The sequence below is a fragment of the Microvirga rosea genome, from assembly GCF_020595095.1.
GTDB classification, from domain to species: Bacteria; Pseudomonadota; Alphaproteobacteria; order Rhizobiales; family Beijerinckiaceae; genus Microvirga; species Microvirga rosea.
The window spans coordinates 654,981-674,712 of record NZ_JAJDOP010000003.1 but is presented as its reverse complement, the minus strand read 5'-3'; the positions used below and the strand labels follow the sequence as shown (position 1 = coordinate 674,712).

Sequence of the window (19,732 nt, the reverse complement as noted above, 5' to 3'; positions counted from 1 at the left end):
AACAAAATTTGAATTTTAGGTGCACAACATGCTAATCTGCCACGATTGTTGAGACTGTACGTACCTCTATATGAATATTGTCCTTGGGGTGGTTTCCCGGTTCTCCCAGGGCGCAGAAGGGCAAACCGAGCGCGTTGAGTGTGCGATGATGTCCCGCTACCAAGACCCGCGCGACGCTTGATGGTTGGTGAGATGTTTAAGCGTCCGCAGATGAGACATCCGATGTTTCCTCAACGGTGGCAGTAGGCAGGGTGGCGAAGGGGAGGAGCCGGTGACGAAAATCCGAACTGCAAAGATTTTTGTGTCTTCGCTCTGTCGGAGCTTGCGCGGGCCGTCCTCGGAAAAGGGGAGATGAATGACGAACCTTGTCTGGCGATCTCGGCTTGTCTTGAGAGAGGCAATCGAACTTCTTCGGCGTGGCTATGGACTATTCCCTGCGCGGTCTTGCTCGGAGACAGACAATTTTACCACGACGTGAATTCGGATGTGCTCCAAATTTCGATAGCAGCTCAGTCAGATTGATCTGCTCATCCCTGTCAGATTGAACTTGGTTCGCTTTTGCTGAAGCCCTGTATCAAGAGAGCGCTGCAGCACGATCCCTGCGAAATAGACATGTTCGCGCATCAGGTACTCGGCTCGCTCCCCATCTCGCTCCGATAGCGCTTCCGCAATGCGGCGGTGATCGTCATGGGAGCGCCTAATGATCTCGTAATCTTCCCAGACAAAGATGCGATCGGAGGCGAGCGGCACATTATGACACTGTCGCACGAAGTCCATTACATAGCGATTGTCGGCGGCCTGGATGATGGTGTCATGAAACTCGACGTTCATTTGGCGGTAAGGACCGAGATCGCTGGGATCAAGAATCCCCTTCGACAGGATGCGATCGCCACGCTCGACACATTCGGCAAGTGTCCGAAGGGCCGCCGGCGACATGCCGCGCTTTGCAGCAATGCCGCAGGCGAGGGCCTCCAGGCGAGCGCGAACATCGAATGCGGCAAGCACGTCGTCGAGTGAGAAGGAGCGGACCGTGTAGCCGCGATTGGGTTCGTAAAGCAGGAGACCTTCGTTTGTGAGGGTCGCGAGTGCTTCACGGAGAGGGGTCCGTGATATGCCCAGCATTTCTGAAAGAGGAATTTGCTGCAGTCGCTCGCCGGGTGGGATCTCCCCTGACAAGATGCGCTCCCGTAGGAGGCTGCTGATTTCTGTAGAGCTGGTTGCCACGGCTTCTACCTCCAAGGAGGTTCTTCTGAGCAGGATTGGATAAAATTATTCATAAAGCAGCGGAATGGAATTGACAAACTCGCTACTATCTTGCTGGATTGTATCCAAAGGGTGGCTTTAGACCAGCCAGGGAGGAAATCGTGGCCCAGCAGACTCGTAGAGTTGCGCTGGTGACCGGCGGAGCCGGAGGCATTGGTGCCGAGGTTTGCCGGGCGCTGGCTGAGGACGGCCTTGCCATCGCGGTGACTGATAAGGATCTTGCTTTAGCTGAGAACCTCGCCAAGCAGTTGCCTCGCCATGGACACAAGGGCTTCGCCGTCGACGTTTCCGATGAGAGCGCGGTCAGGCGCCTTTATGACGAGATCGGAAAATCCCTCGGTCAGGTTTCCGTCCTTGTGACCTGCGCTGGAGTTCTTTTGCTCCGTCCAGATGGTTCGCGCAATGAACTGGTCGAAACGTCCTTGGATGAGTGGGAGGTCACTCAAGCTGTTAACGCGCGAGGAACCTTCCTTTGCTGCCGCGAATATGCGCAACGACTCGGTCCGGCGCCTACCGATGGGCGGGTCGTGACGCTGTCGTCGGTTGCCGCGCAGCTCGGCGGATACCGCTCCAGCTCGTCTTACATCGCAAGCAAATCAGCCATTCTCGGTTTGACCAAAGCTCTGGCTCGTGAGCTTGCGCCTAAGCGGGTGACCGTTAACTCGGTCGCGCCAGGTCTTATCGATGCGCCCATGTTGCGCTTGTCGCTTGATCCCGCCGACGACGGCAAGGCAGCGTCCGCCATTCCTCTCGGGCGTCTTGGGACGCCAAGCGACGTAGCAAGCGCCGTGCGTTTCCTGGTTTCGCCGGCCGCTTCGTACATTACGGGCGTCACCATCGACGTTAATGGCGGCTACCGAATGCAATAGGCCTTAAGGCCGAAAATGGGAGGAAGGAATGAAGTGTACAGCAACTCGGATCTTTTGGGGGGCGGCGCTGCTTGCAGCTGGGCTCGCTCATGCTTCGTCCGCCGGTGCACAGGAGCCCGGTCTAACAGAAAAAACCATTAAGATCGGCATGTTCTCGCCTCTGTCCGGCGCCAATATGGCCTACGGACTGGATGTCGTGAACGCAGCTAAGATGTACTACAACAAGATCAACAAAGATGGAGGTGTTCACGGCCGCCAGATTGAGCTTGTGATCGAGGACGACCGCTGCAACGCAAATGATCTTGTTTCGGCAGTTAAGAAGCTGGTCGAGCAGGATCAGGTATTTATGCTCAATGGTGGGTCATGCTCCGCTGCGGCTGTGGCGGCGAAGGATTACGTCGTTCGCAGCAAGATTCCTTGGGTCATGCTCAACGCCTCCGCCGACGGCGCCTTGTATCCTCCCACTGATTACATCTTCGGCGCCTTCTCGATCTCGCAATATGCGGTCGGTGGCTCAGTCGTGGACTTCGGCAAACAACATTTGAAAGCCAAGAAAATTGGCTACATCAATCATGATGACGCCTATGGGGCCTGGAACCTAGAAGCGGCCCAGGAAACCGCCAAGCAGCTCGGAGTGGAACTCGCCGTCGAGTCGATCAACGCCAATATTACGGATGTTACAGCGCCCTTGATCAAGCTGCGCGCTGCTAATCCTGATACGATTGCCATTACAACTTATGCCAAGCCCGCGGCTCTTATCATCAAGAAGGCTTACGAGCTTGGCATCACGAAGCCGATTGTGCTCACGGTGACAGGAACGGCGAACCTGTCTCAGCTTGTGGAAAATGTCGGCAGTAAGGACGCGCTGAAGAATTTCTATGTTCAGGACGTTCTCGCGGACGTGCCCGGCGGCCCCAAGATCAAGTGGGTCTACGACATGTACAAGGAGAGCTATCCCGACCTTGCGGCAAAGCCGGATCATCCTCAGGCTTACATGCCATATGGCATCGCCCCTGCTATGTCCGTCGTGAAAGCGCTCACGGATGCCGGTCCCAACCCGACCCGGGAGAAGGTCGCCGAAGTTCTGCGAAATCAGAAGTTCGACTCCGGTGTCATGGCTGGACCAATTGAATTCGGCCCAAATGATCGCGCTGCACAGGAATCGACCATCTACCTGAAGTTCGATGGTAGCCAGCAGACTCTTATTCCCGGCTCATTCAAGAGTCTTTGGAAATACAAGGGTTAAGCTCAGTACCATCGCCGCGGGGCGAGATAAGCCCCGTGGCTCCTCCTTCCAGTGACGCAGTGAGGGCAGCATGACGCTCGAGGTGGCATTTCTTTTTCTGCAGCAGGGTGTAGCGTCTGGTCTGATCATCGGCAGCGTATATGCGCTGCTTGCCCTCGCCATTGTGGTGATTTTCAAGACATCTGAAGTGCCGAACTTCTCACAGGGCGAAATGGTGATGGCGGCTGCCTACATTGCGCTTTACTTACTTGTCTTCCGAAGCCTGCCTCTCTGGATCGTCATGCCCGCAACGATCCTGTTAGCTTTCGCCGGGGCAGCCCTGTTCCGACGACTGATCCTGAATCAAGTGGCGCGGGCGAACGGAAGCCCTGTCAATCTAGTTATTGCGACGTTGGGGCTCTCCTATGTGCTACGGGGCTTTGTCAGGCAAACCGGATTCGGAGATACGCCGCGTTCCTTTCCGCCGGTGATCGAGCCGGAGTCGATTTTGATTGGGCAGGCATCCGTAACGACGCTCGATCTGGTGATCCTTGCAACCGCAATCATCGTCATGGCCGCCTTCTTCTGGATGTTCAAGTATACGAAGATTGGACGAGCCATGCGAGCTGTTGGCATGAACCCTAAGGCGGCACAGCTTGTCGGCGTCGATCTCACGCGAATCCACATGATCGTGTGGGGTCTGTCCGGCGCGATCTCGGCCGTTGCGGCACTGTTGATCTCACCCAAAGTCCTGATGACCGCAGATATGGGATCCATTGTCACTCTGGGATTCGCCGCCGCCATCGTCGGCGGTTTCACCAGCCTGCCCGGAGCGGTCGTCGGAGGTTTCTTGATCGGCATCATCGAGAACCTCGTAGGCCTTTTCGTGGCCTCCCGGGCCATCGTACTCGCGCCGTTCCTCGCCATCATGCTCGTGCTTGTAATCAGGCCGCAGGGGCTGTTCGGCGGCCGCGTCGAAATCAAGAAGGTCTGAGCTCATGTCCGATAAGGCAGCCGCCATGCTTTCAAGGTCTGAGGCCAGTCCGCCGGCACGTTGGACCGCACGCAGCAATGTGTCGCCAGCGCGCATCGGCCTGTTGGCGCTAACGACCGCGGTATTGATTTTCTTGCCCTTCGTGGTGACCGGGTACGTTCTCTATATCGCCAATCTTCTTCTTGTCTTTGTGGTGCTGTGTCTTGGACTTCACCTGGTGATCGGAGAAACGGGGCAGTTTGCCCTGGCCCATGCGGCCTTCTACGGCATCGGGATCTACACGAGCGGATTGGCAGGAAATGCCTTCGGATGGCCCTTTCCGATGTCAATGCTCCTGGCCGGACTGATTGCGGGAGCCGTCGGTGTGGTCATTGGCGCAGTCGCGCTTTGTATGCGCGACATCTATCTGGCCCTCGCCACTTTCGCATTCGGCGAAGCCTTGCAGTGGGTCTTTCTGAACTGGGACAAGGTGACCGGAGGGCCGAACGGCCTGCGTATCAGCCCGGCCCGCCTCGGTACCTTGGAAATCCTGAGCGACAAGCAGGCCTATCCTGTCGTCGCGATCACAACCCTGTTGATGCTTCTGCTGACGATCCTGATTTCACGGTCTCGCCTGGGTCGCTCATTCAGAGCTGTTCGGGAATCCGAAGTTGCCGCCATGGCAATGGGGATTCCCGTCCGCCGGGCTAAGGTCACGGCTTTCGGGCTATCCGCCTTCTACGCAGGTGTCGCGGGTAGCATGTTTGCGACATTCTCCACCTATATCCATCCGGACAGCCTCGGTTTTCAGACGACGATCCTGGTGCTGACGATGGTCGTGGTCGGTGGGCTTGGTTCTATAGCAGGCGCAGTGGGCGGAGCCGTTGTGTTCGGCCTCATATCCGAGTTCCTACGCCAGACACCGTCCTATCAGGAGATTATCTATGGCCTCATCCTGATCGTTTTCATGATGTATGCGCCTCGAGGTCTCTTCGCTTTCATCCACGACAAGGCGGGGAGAGTGTTCCGTGGCTGATTATCTGCTCCAAGTCGAAGATCTAACGGTCAAATTCGGCGGCCTTACGGCAGTCAATCGATTCAATATCGCCGTACAGCGTGGCACCATTCACGCTCTGATCGGACCGAACGGCGCTGGTAAGTCGACGACATTCAACTGCATTTCACGGTTCTACCAACCGACTACTGGCAGGATTCTCCTGGACGGCGTCGATGTGACGAACATGCCTGCGAGCCGCATGGCTGGGCTTGGCGTCGCGAGAACTTTCCAGAATCTGGAGTTGTTCGGTGAGCTTACGGTTTTTGAGAATGTAATGATTGGCGCCCATGTCCACGCAGGCAAGACATGGGGCGATGCATTATCCGCTTGCCCGGCCAGCGTCGTCGATCATGTGGAACGGCTTCTCGAACGCACCGGTTTGTCTGCCTATCGCAACGCCTGCGCGCGCAATCTCGATTTCGGTCACCAGAAGCTTCTGGAGCTTGCGCGCGCTTTGGCCATCCGCCCACGTCTTCTCTTGCTTGACGAGCCTGCAGCAGGTCTGCGGAACCGAGAGATTGCAGCTCTGGACGCGCTGCTCACGGATCTGTGCAACCGCGAAGGAATAACAATTCTGCTTGTGGAGCATGTCATGCAGCTCGTGATGGCGATCTCCCACAAAGTTACTGTTTTGAACTTTGGCACGAAAATCGCCGAAGGAACGCCGGAGGAGGTTCGTAACGATTCTTCCGTCATCGAAGCTTATCTAGGGCAGGAGATGATCAATGCCTGATCTTCTCGAGTTGGCTGGGATCTCCGCTTCTTATGGCCGCATTCAGGCCCTGTCGAACGTATCGCTCCAGGTCCCGGAAGGCAGCATCGTCGCTCTGCTCGGAAGTAACGGTGCTGGAAAGACGACGACCTTAAACACAATCTCGCGTTTGGTGCCCGTGACGTCAGGTAATATCTGGTTTGACGGAAAAGCTATCGAGAACCGTGCATCTCACCAGGTGGTGGAAGGCGGAATTGTGCAGGTTCCTGAGGGGCGTGAGGTCTTCCGGGACATGAGTGTTCGAGAGAATCTCGAAATGGGAGCATATAGACGCAAGGATACCGCTGCTGTCCGGAACGATTTTGAGCGGGTTCTCGACTATTTCCCCAAGATTAGGGAGCGGTTGCATCAAAGGGCCGGCACCCTATCGGGCGGTGAACAGCAAATGCTCCTCATCGGACGTGCCCTTATGGCGCGTCCGCGACTCCTCCTTCTGGACGAGCCATCTCTTGGCCTGTCGCCGGTTCTCGTGCAGCAGATCTTCGGGATCATCGATCGCCTGAACAAGGATGGCCTTACCATTCTACTCGTCGAGCAGAACGCCGCCGTCGCTCTCACATGCTCGAGATATGCCTATATCCTGGAGAACGGCGAGATGGCTCTTCAGGGTCCATCGGAGCAGTTAAGGCGCGACGACAGCGTACGGCGGACCTATCTCGGGCACTGAGGCATGGAACGTTTTGAGGGGCGGACCTATCTGATAACAGGCGCTGCCCGCGGCATTGGTGCAGCGACCGCAAGGCGGCTTGCGGCAGAGGGTGCGGCAATCGCCTTGGCAGATCTGGATTGCAAGGGGCTGAAAGATCTGCAGCAGGAGCTCGGTGATCGGAAAACACCGGTGCTGGCACGAGTGCTCGATACCCGGAAATCAGAGCACATCGAGGGCTTTGTCGCGGAAATCGAGCACACGTTAGGCCCTTTATGGGGAGCTGTTCCCTGTGCGGGAATTGCGCGAGCCCAACCTGCGGAATTCATGCGCGACGACGATTGGACGGCGGTGATTGACGTCAATTTGACGGGTGTCTTCTACGTATGCCGCGCTGTCGGTAGGGTTATGCTCACTCATGGCAGAGGCGCGATCGTTAACATTGCGTCGATTACCAGCCTCGGCGGTCAGCCTGGACGAGCCAACTATGCGGCCTCGAAATGGGGTCTCGTCGGCCTGACAAAGACACTTGCTACCGAGTGGGGCAGACGTGGTTTGCGCGTTAATGCAGTTGCCCCAAATGGGGTGGATACCCCAATGATCCGGGATGGCATCCCTGAGGATTTCCTTAACCATGTGATGCTCGACCGCACGCCGCTTGGACGGTTGGCGCAGGCTCATGAAATCGCCGCTGCGGCCGCCTTCCTGCTTTCGGACGATGCGGCCTATGTGAACGGGGCAGTGCTCGAGGTCGATGGGGGGCTTACGGCAGGCTTTCTCACACACAGGCATGGGGCTGACTTCGCCATGAAGTCAGGGTCTGCAAATTCAGGAGAGAACGCTTGAACGGTACACAATCCGACGACAGACCAGTTGCGCTTGTGACGGGCGGCGCCCGTGGTATCGGACGCGCCATCAGTGAACGTCTTGCCGGTGATGGTTTCCACGTCGTGATCCTGGATCGTGACGAAACGGCCACCGAGACCGCCGCGAAAGAGCTCAATGGGAAAGGTCTATCTGCGCAGGCCGAATGTATCGATCTTACCGATCACAACTCCGTTCGCTTGCTTGTGACGCGGCTTCCATCTCTATCGGCTGTGGTGAATAATGCAGGGATCTTCGACGAGCGGAGCTTCTTCGATCTCACATCCGAGGACTTTCGGCGCGCGTATGAAATCAATCTCGTCGCAATGTTCGCGCTTTCCCAAGCCGCCGCGGAGCGGATGCTCCCCGGGAGCAAAATCGTCAATATCGCGTCCCGCGCATTCCTGGGCGCTAGGAACCACGCCCACTATGTCGCCTCAAAGGCTGCCGTCGTCGGCTTCACCCGGGCGATGGCGATGGAGCTTGCCGGGCATGGGATCCTTGTGAATGCGGTAGCTCCCGGATTGATCGATACGCCGTTGCTGGCTGCCTTAACTCCAGAGCGGATGGCTGCACAACTGGCAATTCAGCCAACAGGGAAGGCCGGGCGTCCAGAGGACATTGCAAATGCCGTTGCTTTCCTCGCATCCCCTGGAACCGACTTCATCACTGGTCAGGTTCTTTTGGTGGATGGCGGCAAGTCATTAGGCGGGGGCATGGGCCTTTGAAAAGAGATTGTATGATGAGCGACGGAACGGAAAGGTTCGATGAGACGTACGATGTCGTTGTCATAGGCTCCGGAGCTGGCGGAATGGCGGCCGCCTTGACGGCTCGCAAAGCCGGCCTCGATGTGGTCGTCATCGAAAAGACAGCATGGATCGGAGGTAGCACGGCCATATCAGGTGGCGCCGTGTGGATTCCCAAGAATCCGCATCTTGCCGATGTCGGACTGGAGGATGACGATGGGCAAGTCATCTCCTATCTCCGCGCGATCCTCGGCAATCGTCTTCGACAGGACCTCATTGAGGCATTCCTTGAGAATGGCCCGCGTATGGTAGCGTTCATGGAGCAGGAAACCGACGTCATCTTCCAGGCTCGTGCCTACTCACCAGATTATCGTCCCGAGATTCCAGGCGCCTCTCTCGGCGGCCGGACCATCGACCCTGCGCCGTTTGACGGAAGAGTTCTGGGCAGAAGCTTTGAACTCCTTCGTCCTCCGTTGAAGGAGTTTTTGGCCTTCGGCGGAATGATGGTGAACAGGAAGGATATCGACGCCCTGCTGGGCATGCCAAAATCCCTGGCGAATTTCCAGCACGGAATGAAAATCCTCTTTCGGTACTTTGCCGATCGAGTGTCCTATCCCCGGGGGACACGCCTGCTTATGGGGAATGCTCTGGCAGGAAGGCTTCTGAAGTCCGCAATTGATGCGAACATCGTCCTGTACACGCGGACATCCGCCAGAAAGCTGATCGTCGCCAATGACCGAGTGGCCGGAGCTCTCGTCGAGAAAGACGGGCAGATGGTCGCAATCGGTGCACGCCGCGGCGTCGTCCTGGCCGCTGGAGGCTTCCCGGCCAATGATGCAATGCGCTCACAGTTCATTCCGTTCGCCGACAAACACAAATCCATGGCTCCAGCCGCCAATACGGGAGATGGTATCAGGCTGGCCATCGAGGTGGGTGGGGCGGTCGACGGGGACAATGTCGGGAATGCCTTTTGGGCCCCCGTTTCAACACTTCGGCGGAAGGATGGGACGGAGATCCGATTTCCTCACCTGATCCTCGACCGACAGAAACCAGGACTCTTGGCCGTGAATGCGGCAGGTCGGCGTTTCGTCAACGAGGCGACCTCGTACCACGAATTCGTCGAAGCAATGCATCGTTCCCATGAGAGCGCTCCGACAGTTCCCGCCATTCTGATCTGTGATCGTCCTTTTATTCGCCGGTATGGGCTGGGTCTGGTTCGCCCCGGTCTGCGCCGCCTGCGTCCTTTCGTCGAGGCTGGCTATCTTATTGAGGCCGGCACTATCAATGAACTGGCCGAAAAGCTGGGCATCAATGCCGAGACCTTATCGGAGACTGTGCGGCGAATGAACGACTATGCGGCTTCCGGACAGGATCCCGAGTTCGGCAAGGGTTCAAGTGCGTATAACCGTTATCTGGGTGATCCTGCGCACAAACCCAATCCATGTCTTGGGCCGATTGCAACGGCGCCATTCTATGCGGTTCACGTCTGGCCGGGCGATATTGGAACGGCTGCGGGCCTTAAGGTCGACGCCAAGGCGCGCGTTCTCGACAGAAACGGCGAGCCTATTCTGGGATTGTTTGCTTGCGGCAATGATATGAACTCGATCATGGCCGGAGCCTATCCGGGGGCCGGCATCACGCTGGGGCCCGCTTTGACTTTCGGTTATATCGCCGGCCAAGAACTCGCCCGTACCGCCGCCTGATCCATCACATCCGATAGCGAGCATCCACTGACATGAAGCTGTTTTACTCTCCAACCTCGCCATTCGTTCGCAAAGTTCTTGTCGTTGCCCATGAATTGGGCCTCGCCGAGCAGATCGAGCGTGTTGCTTGCGCGGCTCATCCTGTCAACCGGGACAAGTCAATCATCACCCACAATCCCCTCGGCCAGGTGCCGACGCTGATGCTGGAGGACGGCCGCGTGCTGGCAGACAGCCGTGTCATCTGCGAGTACCTGAATGATCTGGAAGGTGGTTCGATTTTTCCCTCGGGCGAGCAGCGCTGGGAGGTCTTAGTCGAGCAATCCCTGGCAGATGGACTGCTGGATGCCGCTCTCCTCGGCCGATATGAACGCGCCGTTCGGCCGCCGGAGAAACTATGGCAGGGGTGGTTGGACGGGCAGATCGACAAGATCCAAACCACGCTTTCAGCCATTGAGAAGGCCGCTCCAAACCTCGGCGATAGGGTTGATATCGGGACCATCTCCTTTGGATGCGCCCTCGGCTATCTCGACTTGCGCTTTGAAGACCTCGGCTGGCGGGATCATTATCCGGCTGCAGGGGAATGGTACGCACGTTTCGACGAAAGGCAGTCTATGCGCGAAACGCGGCTTAGATGACACCGCAAGAGCGGATGCCGCGCTTGCACTTCCATCAAGATCCCTTCGATCTGATCTGATGCCTGACGGCGACGGGGGGATCAACGAGGCAGCCGTGCCCTCAGGTTGAGAGCTTGAGCCTGTTCCAAGAGACCTGAGTGGGACGGCCGTGCCAAATCACGACAGCCCTCTGTCGAGCCAAAGGTCATCGACAGGACGTCTGAGAACGTTCTTCGTGAGCCAAACTGATACAGAGGTGGAGCGATCTTTGATCGTGCCGGTCCGCTATAGGCGCATATTCACATTGGGCTGAAATTCGAACGATGTTGCTGCGGGCCGCTCCGATTCTGTCAGCGTGGGAATGAAGACCACACTCGCCGTCGCCGTAGGCATGCATCTTCTGGTGCTCGTGATCGTTGCAGGAAGTCGTTTCCATGTGGCGCGCCATCCCGTATCGCGCGGCACGCTCTCGGTTTCGAACTGAATTTAGTTGAATGGCATCAAGGGGGCCGCCGAACTAGAGTGGCGGACTTGTTTACTCTGACTTGGCTAAACGCCTAAAGTCGTGTGAATAACTCCTTTTTTCGCGGAACCTTCATCCTAAATATGCGTTTTGGGTGGTCGCGCTCCCTTGTCGGCCGAACGTTATGGCAGGTCGAGCGCTGTCTTTTGGGGTCCAGGCACACATCGGCCTGGTAATAATATATCGGGGGCCATATGTCACAAGTTGAAGTTTCTTCCGTGCAGCTCGATCTGAAGTTGCTCTTGAAAACCCTGCGTGCCTTTCGCCGCGGGGATTTTTCGGCTCGGCTCCCATCAGACCTGATAGGCCTTGATGGCGAGATCGCGGAAGCCTTCAACGATATTGCTGAGCTCAACCAAGGCATAGCTCGGGAATTGGACAGGGTGGCCAAGGTCGTCGGCAAGGAAGGCAAGATCCAGGAACGGGGGCGGCTGGCGGGCGCGACCGGTTGCTGGAGTGACTGCATTGAATCCGTCAATGCCATGATCGGTGATATTGTTCAGCCGACAGTCGAAGTCGCCCGTGTTATCGGTGCCGTCGCCAAGGGCGATCTCAGCCAGTCCATTGAGCTTGAGAACGACGGTCGCCCTCTGCGAGGAGAGTTCCTGCGTATCGGCAAGATCGTGAATACCATGGTGGGCCAGCTTGGAAGCTTCGCGTCCGAAGTGACGCGCGTCGCTCGCGAAGTCGGTTCCGAAGGCAAGCTCGGCGGGCAGGCAAAGGTCAAAGGGGTTGCCGGGACCTGGAAGGATTTGACGGAAAATGTGAACCTTATGGCCGCCAATCTGACCGGCCAGGTTCGTAACATCGCGGAAGTCACCACCGCCGTGGCGAACGGTGACCTGTCCAAGAAGATCACCGTCGATGTGAAAGGCGAAATCCTTGAGTTGAAGGACACCATCAACACGATGGTGGACCAGCTGAACTCCTTCGCATCGGAAGTGACCCGTGTGGCGAAGGAAGTCGGCTCCGAAGGCAAGCTCGGCGGACAGGCGCAGGTACGTGGGGTTGGCGGTGTCTGGAAGGACCTGACCGACAACGTGAACATGATGGCCGCCAACCTGACCGGCCAGGTTCGTAACATCGCGGAAGTCACCACGGCCGTTGCCCGCGGCGATCTGTCCAAGAAGATCACCGTCGATGTGAAGGGGGAAATCCTCGCGCTGAAATCCACCATCAATACGATGGTGGATCAGCTGAACTCCTTTGCGTCGGAAGTGACCCGTGTGGCCAAGGAGGTCGGCTCCGAAGGCAAACTCGGCGGTCAGGCGCAGGTGGAAGGCGTGGGCGGCGTCTGGCGAGATCTGACCGAGAACGTCAATATGATGGGCTCGAACCTGACTGCACAGGTCCGCAATATTGCCGAAGTCACGACAGCGGTTGCGAACGGCGACCTGTCAAAGAAGATCACCGTCGAGGTTCGCGGGGAAATCCGTGAGCTGAAGAACACCATCAACACGATGGTGGATCAGCTGAACTCCTTTGCATCGGAAGTGACCCGTGTGGCCAAGGAGGTCGGCTCCGAAGGCAAGCTCGGCGGGCAAGCGCAGGTGCGCGGCGTTGCCGGAACCTGGAAGGATTTGACCGATAACGTGAACCTCATGGCGGCGAACCTGACCGGCCAGGTCCGCAACATTGCCGAGGTCACAACGGCCGTGGCGAACGGCGATTTGTCCAAGAAGATCACCGTGGAGGTTCGTGGGGAGATATTGGAGCTGAAGAACACCATCAACACGATGGTGGATCAGCTGAACTCCTTTGCATCGGAAGTGACCCGTGTGGCCAAGGAGGTCGGCTCCGAAGGTAAGCTCGGCGGCCAAGCCCGCGTTGAGGGAGTGGCCGGTACTTGGAAGGACCTGACTGACAATGTGAACCTTATGGCCGCGAACTTGACCGGCCAGGTTCGTAACATCGCCGAGGTGACCACAGCCGTGGCGAACGGCGATCTGTCCAAGAAGATCACCGTCGATGTGAAGGGCGAGATTCTGGAGCTGAAATCCACGATCAACACGATGGTGGACCAGTTGAACTCCTTTGCGGGTGAGGTGACCCGCGTAGCCCGCGAAGTGGGCACGGAAGGCAAACTCGGCGGGCAAGCGCAAGTGCGTGGGGTCGGAGGTGTCTGGAAGGACCTGACCGACAACGTGAACATGATGGCCGCCAACCTGACCGGCCAGGTTCGTAACATTGCCGAAGTGACCACGGCGGTGGCGAACGGTGACCTGTCCAAGAAGATTACGGTGGCGGTCGAGGGCGAAATCCTCGAGTTGAAATCCACGATCAACACGATGGTGGATCAGCTGAACTCCTTTGCGGGTGAGGTAACCCGCGTAGCCCGCGAAGTGGGCACGGAAGGCAAACTCGGCGGGCAAGCGCAAGTGCGTGGGGTCGGAGGTGTCTGGAAGGACCTGACCGACAACGTGAACATGATGGCCGCCAACCTGACCGGCCAGGTTCGTAACATTGCCGAAGTGACCACGGCGGTGGCGAACGGTGACCTGTCCAAGAAGATCACCGTCGATGTGAAGGGCGAGATTCTGGAGCTGAAATCCACGATCAACACGATGGTGGATCAGCTGAACTCCTTCGCGTCCGAAGTGACCCGCGTGGCCCGCGAGGTTGGTATCGAAGGTAAGCTCGGCGGGCAAGCGCAGGTGCGCGGCGTTGCTGGGACCTGGAAGGACCTGACTGACAACGTGAATATGATGGCGAACAACCTGACCGGTCAGGTGAGAGGTATCGCCAGCGTGGTTACTGCCGTTGCAGAAGGCGATCTCAAGCGCAAGCTTACGGTTGACGCCAAGGGTGAGATCGCTGCCCTTGCCGAAACCATCAACGAGATGATCGATACCCTCGCGACGTTCGCCGATCAGGTGACGAACGTGGCCCGCGAAGTGGGTGTCGAAGGCAAACTCGGTGGGCAGGCGAGGGTGCCTGGAGCGGCGGGCCTGTGGCGTGATTTGACCGACAACGTGAACCAGCTGGCGGCAAATCTGACCACCCAGGTGCGTGCCATTGCCGATGTCGCCACCGCGGTGACGAAAGGTGATTTGACGCGGTCGATCTCCGTGGAAGCTTCTGGTGAGCTGGCTTCGTTGAAAGACAACGTCAACGAAATGATCCGCAACCTTCGCGATACGACCCTTAAGAACGCGGAGCAGGATTGGCTGAAGACTAATCTCGCGAAGTTCACAAGAATGCTGCAGGGTGAGCGGGACCTTACGACTGTCTCCAACATGATCCTGTCCGAGATCGCACCGTTGGTGAGCGCGCAGCAAGGCGTTTTCTACACGGTTGAGAAGGATGGAACAGATTCCGTTCTTGAACTCGTGGCGTCATACGCTTTCACGGAGAGAAAGCATCTCAATAACCGTTTCCGGCTCCGAGAGGGTCTGGTTGGGCAGGTCGCGTACGAGAAGAAGCGCATTCTTCTGACGAGTGTGCCGGGCGACTACATCACCATTGGATCCGCGCTTGGAGAGGCGCCACCGCTCAATATTATCGTGCTGCCGGTTCTGTTCGAACAGGAGGTTAAGGCCGTCATTGAGCTGGCTTCCTTCAGTCGCTTCTCGGAGACCCATCAGTCGTTCCTTGAGCAGCTGACAGAATCCATCGGTATCGTTCTCAACACGATCGCGGCCAATATGCGGACGGAAGGTCTTCTCAAGCAGTCGCAGCTGCTGACGACCGAGCTTCAGAGTCAGCAAGAGGAGCTGAGAAACACCAACGACCGGCTCGAGCAGCAGGCTGCCACCTTGCGCCAGTCGGAAGAACTCTTGCGTCAGCAGCAGGAGACCCTGCAGAAAACCAACGAGGATCTCGAGGACAAGGCACGCCTCCTGGAGCTCCAGAAGCAGGAGGTCGAAGCCAAGAACCAGGAGGTCTCTATTGCTAAGACCGCTCTGGAGGAGAAGGCCGAGCAACTCTCACTAACCTCGCGTTACAAGTCACAATTCCTGGCAAATATGAGCCATGAGTTGCGCACGCCCCTCAATTCACTTCTCATCCTGTCGAAGCTTCTGACTGAGAACTCGGATGGCAACTTAACCGACAAGCAGCGGGAATTTGCCAAGACGATCCATGCGGCGGGTTCGGATCTCCTGTCCCTGATTAATGATATTCTCGATCTGTCGAAGATCGAGTCTGGAACAGTCAGCCTTGAGGTCTCCAGCGTCGGCTTCAAGGATCTTGCCCACAATATGGAGCGCACTTTCCGCCAGGTGGCCGAGGAGAGGAGCCTCGACTTCAAAATCGAAGTTGAGCCGAAGCTTCCATCGGGCATTCGTACGGATTCCAAACGTCTGCAGCAGGTGCTGCGAAACCTTCTCTCGAATGCCTTCAAGTTTACGGAGCAGGGAGGAGTCACGCTCCGGATCGGAACGGCCGAGGGTTCGCCCCTCAGGGCTGGCAGTCAGTGGATTTCGATGTCCGTGACCGACACGGGCATTGGCATACCGGAAGACAAACAGCGGATTATCTTTGAAGCATTCCAGCAGGCGGATGGCACAACCAGCAGGAAGTATGGTGGTACGGGCCTCGGCCTTGCCATTAGCCGAGAGATCGCTCGTCTTCTTGGGGGCGAGATTGTTGTCTCAAGCACTCCCGGTCGCGGATCTACCTTCACGCTCTTCCTGCCTGTCGAGCCGCCAGCGAGCCACAGCTTCGCCTCTGCGGGCCAGGGAAGCGGCGATGGCATTGGACACCATCAGGGATTGGACAACAGCGGCACGGCCGTTCTCCGTCAACCGTCTGCCGCAATGGCTCTTTCAGCATCGCTGGACGACCGGCACGCCATTACGGCCGGCGACCGAGTTGTTCTTATTATTGAGGACGATGCGATGTTCGCATCGGTTCTGCTGGAGCTCGCACGCGAGGAAGGTTTCAAGGGTCTTATCGCGATGGACGGTGCGTCAGCTCTTGCCCTTGCCCATCGATACAAGCCGCACGCGATCACACTGGATATCGGTCTCCCCGATATGGACGGATGGGCTTTGCTCGACCTTCTCAAACATGACCCGAGAACGCGGCATGTTCCAATCCATGTGATTTCCGTGGATGACCAGAAGAAGCGTGGCCTCAAAGCCGGTGCCTTCGGATTCCTCGAGAAGCCAGTGGACCGCGAAGCGCTCATGAACGCGCTCAATCGCACCAAGGAGTTCGTCGACAGGCCGGTTAAGAAATTGCTGCTCGTTGAAGATGACGAGAACCAGCGTATGAGCCTTTCGGAGCTCATGAAAAATGAACAGGTGGAAGTAACCGCTGTCGGAACCGCGGAGAGTGCTCTGGAAACTCTCCAAGCTCGGCAGTTCGATTGCGCCATCGTCGATCTCGGCTTGCCGGATTTGCCTGGAGCGGAACTGATCGAGCGCATCCGCAAGACGAAGAACGGCGAAGATCTACCAGTTGTAATCTATACGGGCCAAGACCTGACCCGGGAAGAAGAGAGGCGCCTCGAGAGCATTGCCGCAACTGTGATCGTCAAGGAAGAAGGCTCGGCCGAACGGCTCCTCAATGATACGGCTCTGTTCCTCCATCGGACGATCAATGCGATCCCGAATGAGCAGCCGATCATTATCGAACGCCGGACCGAAGGTTCCTTGGAGGGCCGAAAGGTCCTGGTGATCGATGATGACATGCGGAACATCTTCTCACTGACGAGCGCGCTTGAGCAGTATGGAATGTCCGTGGTGTTTGCCGAGAACGGACGCGAAGGCATCGAAAAGCTGCTGGATAACCCTGACGTGGATATCGCCCTGGTCGATATTATGATGCCCGAGATGGATGGTTATGAAACCATGCGGGAAATCCGGAAAAACCCTCGCTATGGAAATCTTCCGCTTGTTGCGGTGACTGCAAAGGCCATGAAGGGCGATCGGGAGAAATGTCTTGAGGCTGGAGCGACGGATTATGTTTCAAAGCCTGTGGATATCGATCAACTTCTCGCTGTCCTACGTGTTCAACTTAGTCGGAGCACCTACATTCCTGACGGCAATGCGTTAAATGATGCGGCAGGAACCGGACTCAGCTCATGATGCAGGATGTAAGGTCGGTTGATCCTGAGCACGATATAGCTCGTACGGCTTCAACCTATCCTTTGCCCAGCTCTATCATTGCCAAGATTCTGGTGGTCGATGATGACCACCGGAACCTCGTCGCCGTCGAGGAGGTTCTGCGAGCGCCAGGGCTTGAGATCGTGACTGCCAGCTCCGGTGAGGCGGCTCTCAGGCATGTTCTGCAGCAGGACTTCGCAGCCATTCTTCTCGACGTGCAGATGCCCGGGCTCGACGGATTTGAGGTTGCCGGCTTGATCCGCAATCGCCCCCGCTCTTCGAGAGTCCCAATTCTGTTCCTGACAGCTTATAACAAGGACGACCTCCACGTTTTTAAAGGCTATACGGCGGGCGCCGTCGACTACGTTTTTAAGCCCATCGAACCCCTGATCCTCAAATCCAAGGTTGAGGTATTCGTAGATCTCTACCGCAAGACGGAGGAGATACGCTGGCAGGGTGAGCAGGAGCGGTTGCTACTTGTGGAAAATCTGCGGGTTCGGAGCGAAAAGCTGCGGGCCGAGCAGACCCTCCGTCGCCGTGAGGAACACCAATCCATCGTTTTGCAGTCACTACCCATTGCACTTTATACCGCGTCTCTCCAAGAGGATCATCGGCAGCTCCACTTTACGAACGAGAGCATTGAACGGATTACGGGTTTCCAGCCAGACGCCTTCTTGAAGAGTCCTGATTTTTGGTCGTCCCGAATTCATCCTGACGACCGAGAAGCGGTCCTGGAGCAGCTTGATCGGTTAGTAGAAGAGGGCGCTGTCAGCCTCGAATACCGGTGGCGTTGTGCTGACGACGTGGAGCGGTACTTCCTGGATCAGACGGTTCTCATGCGCGATAGTGAGGGACGACCCCGAGAGCTCTTCGGGATCTGGTTCGACATCACAGAGCGCAAGCAAATGGAGCAGAATTTGCTTCACGCAAGTAAGCTTGAAGCAGTGGGTCGACTGACTGGGGGAATCGCTCACGACTTCAACAACATGCTCAGTGTCGTCATCGGCAATCTTGATCTTCTCCGAAAGTCCGTCGAGGGGAATCAGAAGGCAGAGCGACGTATAAAAATGGCAATGGAGAGCGCACAGCATTGTGCGGACCTCACCTATAGGCTCTTGACCTTCGCTCGACGCCAGGCGCTTCAGGTCTCAACTGTTGACGTAAATACACTGATGCCGAGCCTGCTCGAGCTCATGAAGAGGACACTCGGAGAGCGCATCAACGCTTCCTTGAAATCCGAGAATGATATCTGGCCCATCCGTGTTGATCGTGCGCAATTCGAGGCAGCGCTTCTTAACCTTGCCGTTAATGCGCGCGATGCCATGCCGAATGGTGGAGACCTCACGATCTCCCTCGAAAACCAAACCGCGAGTGAAGGGAGATCCCTGCCGAGCGGTGAGTTTGTCGTGATTGAGGTTAGAGATACGGGCATCGGTATGCCGCCTGAGGTTCTAAGGAGGGTTTTCGAGCCCTTCTTCACTACGAAGGAGAACGGAAAAGGTACCGGGCTCGGCCTCAGCATGGTCTATGGCTTTGTTCAGCAATCCCATGGTCATGTGGAGATCGAGAGTGTACCGAACAAAGGTACAATAATCCGTATCTTTCTGCCGCGTTGTGACGAGGCCATTGAAGCCTCGAGAGATAAGCAGGCCAATGAAACACAGCCCTTCGGTGAGGGAAGAACGGTGCTTGTCGTAGAAGACAACACCGCTGTGCGACAGGTGGCGACCTCCACCCTGCGATCGTTGGGATTCAACGTTATTGAGGCAGAGTCTGGCGATCAAGCCGCGCAAGTTCTAAGATCTGGTGCTGCCATAAGCCTCGTTGTTTCGGATGTACGGATGCCTGGGGAGCTTACGGGCGTCGACCTGGCACGCCTAATTCAGCGGGAGCTGCCTCATATCCAGGTCTTGCTGACCACCGGGTATTTTGACGGCGAGGACACGCTCAACGATCTCAACCTTCTTTATAAGCCATATCGGGCGAGCGATCTTGCAGAGAAAATTCAGTCTCTTATGGAGCCGATGGAGCAAGTGACAGAGATGGAAGAGGCGCCCATGCATTCCGTCGCAGTCGGTTAAGCGGAATGCCTCGTTTCAAGCGACGGTGTCTTATCTTTGTGAGCTGGTAGCACAACGCAACTCGCACAAAACTCAGACACAATCGCTGAGAGAATCTCTGTCTCCACGCCATGCTGTGTAAAGGTCGCCGGTCCGATCAAGGATATAGACCGTTGGGCAGTTCAGGGTCGAAGAGTAATGAGCTGACTCGACCGCAAATCTGAGAGCTTTGGCACGAAAATGAAATGAGCCGAGATCGCGGCCGGAACAGCAAACCGTCCAACGATTGCGTCGAAAAATAATGCAGTACGCTTCGTGAGGCATATAGGCTCCTCCAAAGTAGCTGTGCCGGCAGGTTACAGCCGAA

At 56.9% G+C, this 19,732-nt stretch carries 14 protein-coding genes; 13 read left to right on the top strand and 1 reads right to left on the bottom strand.

Features of this window, described 5'->3' with window-relative positions; translation table 11 throughout:
* Positions 1-513: 513 nt before the first annotated feature.
* Positions 514-1,224 (bottom strand): GntR family transcriptional regulator, encoded by a 711-nt coding sequence (locus LJD17_RS11135; protein ID WP_227384222.1) that lies wholly within the window; start codon positions 1,222-1,224, stop codon positions 514-516.
* Positions 1,225-1,364: 140 nt separating this feature from the next.
* Here LJD17_RS11135 and LJD17_RS11130 point away from each other — a divergent pair, with 140 nt between their 5' ends.
* The 13 genes from LJD17_RS11130 (at position 1,365) to LJD17_RS11075 (ending at position 19,386) form a co-directional block, all read left to right on the top strand.
* The gene (locus LJD17_RS11130; protein WP_227384221.1) at positions 1,365-2,132 is read left to right on the top strand and encodes an SDR family NAD(P)-dependent oxidoreductase; all 768 of its coding nucleotides are present in this window, start codon (positions 1,365-1,367) and stop codon (positions 2,130-2,132) included.
* Positions 2,133-2,160: 28 nt separating this feature from the next.
* Positions 2,161-3,378 carry an ABC transporter substrate-binding protein gene (locus LJD17_RS11125; protein ID WP_227384220.1) on the top strand — a complete coding sequence of 406 codons (1,218 nt, stop codon included), beginning with the start codon at positions 2,161-2,163 and terminating at the stop codon, positions 3,376-3,378.
* 70 nt (positions 3,379-3,448) lie between these two features.
* Positions 3,449-4,351 (top strand): branched-chain amino acid ABC transporter permease, encoded by a 903-nt coding sequence (locus tag LJD17_RS11120; protein WP_227384219.1) that lies wholly within the window; start codon positions 3,449-3,451, stop codon positions 4,349-4,351.
* A gap of 4 nt (positions 4,352-4,355) precedes the next feature.
* A complete protein-coding gene (locus LJD17_RS11115; RefSeq protein WP_227384218.1) occupies positions 4,356-5,366 on the top strand; it encodes a branched-chain amino acid ABC transporter permease in 1,011 nt (336 codons plus the stop codon).
* Positions 5,359-6,120, top strand: a complete 762-nt coding sequence (locus tag LJD17_RS11110; protein WP_227384217.1) for an ABC transporter ATP-binding protein — start codon at positions 5,359-5,361, stop codon at positions 6,118-6,120. The genes LJD17_RS11115 and LJD17_RS11110 overlap by 8 nt, the downstream gene beginning before the upstream one ends.
* Positions 6,113-6,826 carry an ABC transporter ATP-binding protein gene (locus LJD17_RS11105; RefSeq protein ID WP_227384216.1) on the top strand — a complete coding sequence of 238 codons (714 nt, stop codon included), beginning with the start codon at positions 6,113-6,115 and terminating at the stop codon, positions 6,824-6,826. The genes LJD17_RS11110 and LJD17_RS11105 overlap by 8 nt, the downstream gene beginning before the upstream one ends.
* A 3-nt stretch (positions 6,827-6,829) precedes the next feature.
* The gene (locus LJD17_RS11100) at positions 6,830-7,651 is read left to right on the top strand and encodes an SDR family NAD(P)-dependent oxidoreductase (RefSeq protein WP_227384215.1); all 822 of its coding nucleotides are present in this window, start codon (positions 6,830-6,832) and stop codon (positions 7,649-7,651) included.
* 35 nt (positions 7,652-7,686) lie between these two features.
* Positions 7,687-8,397, top strand: coding sequence for an SDR family NAD(P)-dependent oxidoreductase (locus LJD17_RS11095; RefSeq protein ID WP_227384214.1), 711 nt, complete (start codon positions 7,687-7,689; stop codon positions 8,395-8,397).
* Between the two features lie 11 nt (positions 8,398-8,408).
* Positions 8,409-10,118, top strand: coding sequence for an FAD-dependent oxidoreductase (locus LJD17_RS11090; protein WP_319799694.1), 1,710 nt, complete (start codon positions 8,409-8,411; stop codon positions 10,116-10,118).
* A 32-nt stretch (positions 10,119-10,150) separates the two neighbouring features.
* Entirely contained in the window at positions 10,151-10,753 is a 603-nt protein-coding gene (locus tag LJD17_RS11085) for a glutathione S-transferase (RefSeq protein ID WP_227384213.1), read from the top strand.
* A gap of 340 nt (positions 10,754-11,093) precedes the next feature.
* The gene (locus LJD17_RS24045; protein WP_264478342.1) at positions 11,094-11,216 is read left to right on the top strand and encodes a hypothetical protein; all 123 of its coding nucleotides are present in this window, start codon (positions 11,094-11,096) and stop codon (positions 11,214-11,216) included.
* Positions 11,217-11,449: 233 nt separating this feature from the next.
* Entirely contained in the window at positions 11,450-17,287 is a 5,838-nt protein-coding gene (locus LJD17_RS11080) for a HAMP domain-containing protein (RefSeq protein WP_227384212.1), read from the top strand.
* Complete coding sequence (locus tag LJD17_RS11075) at positions 17,284-19,386, top strand: response regulator (RefSeq protein ID WP_227384211.1); 2,103 nt, start codon at positions 17,284-17,286, stop codon at positions 19,384-19,386. Before LJD17_RS11080 ends, LJD17_RS11075 begins: the two co-directional genes overlap by 4 nt.
* Positions 19,387-19,732: the final 346 nt, after the last annotated feature.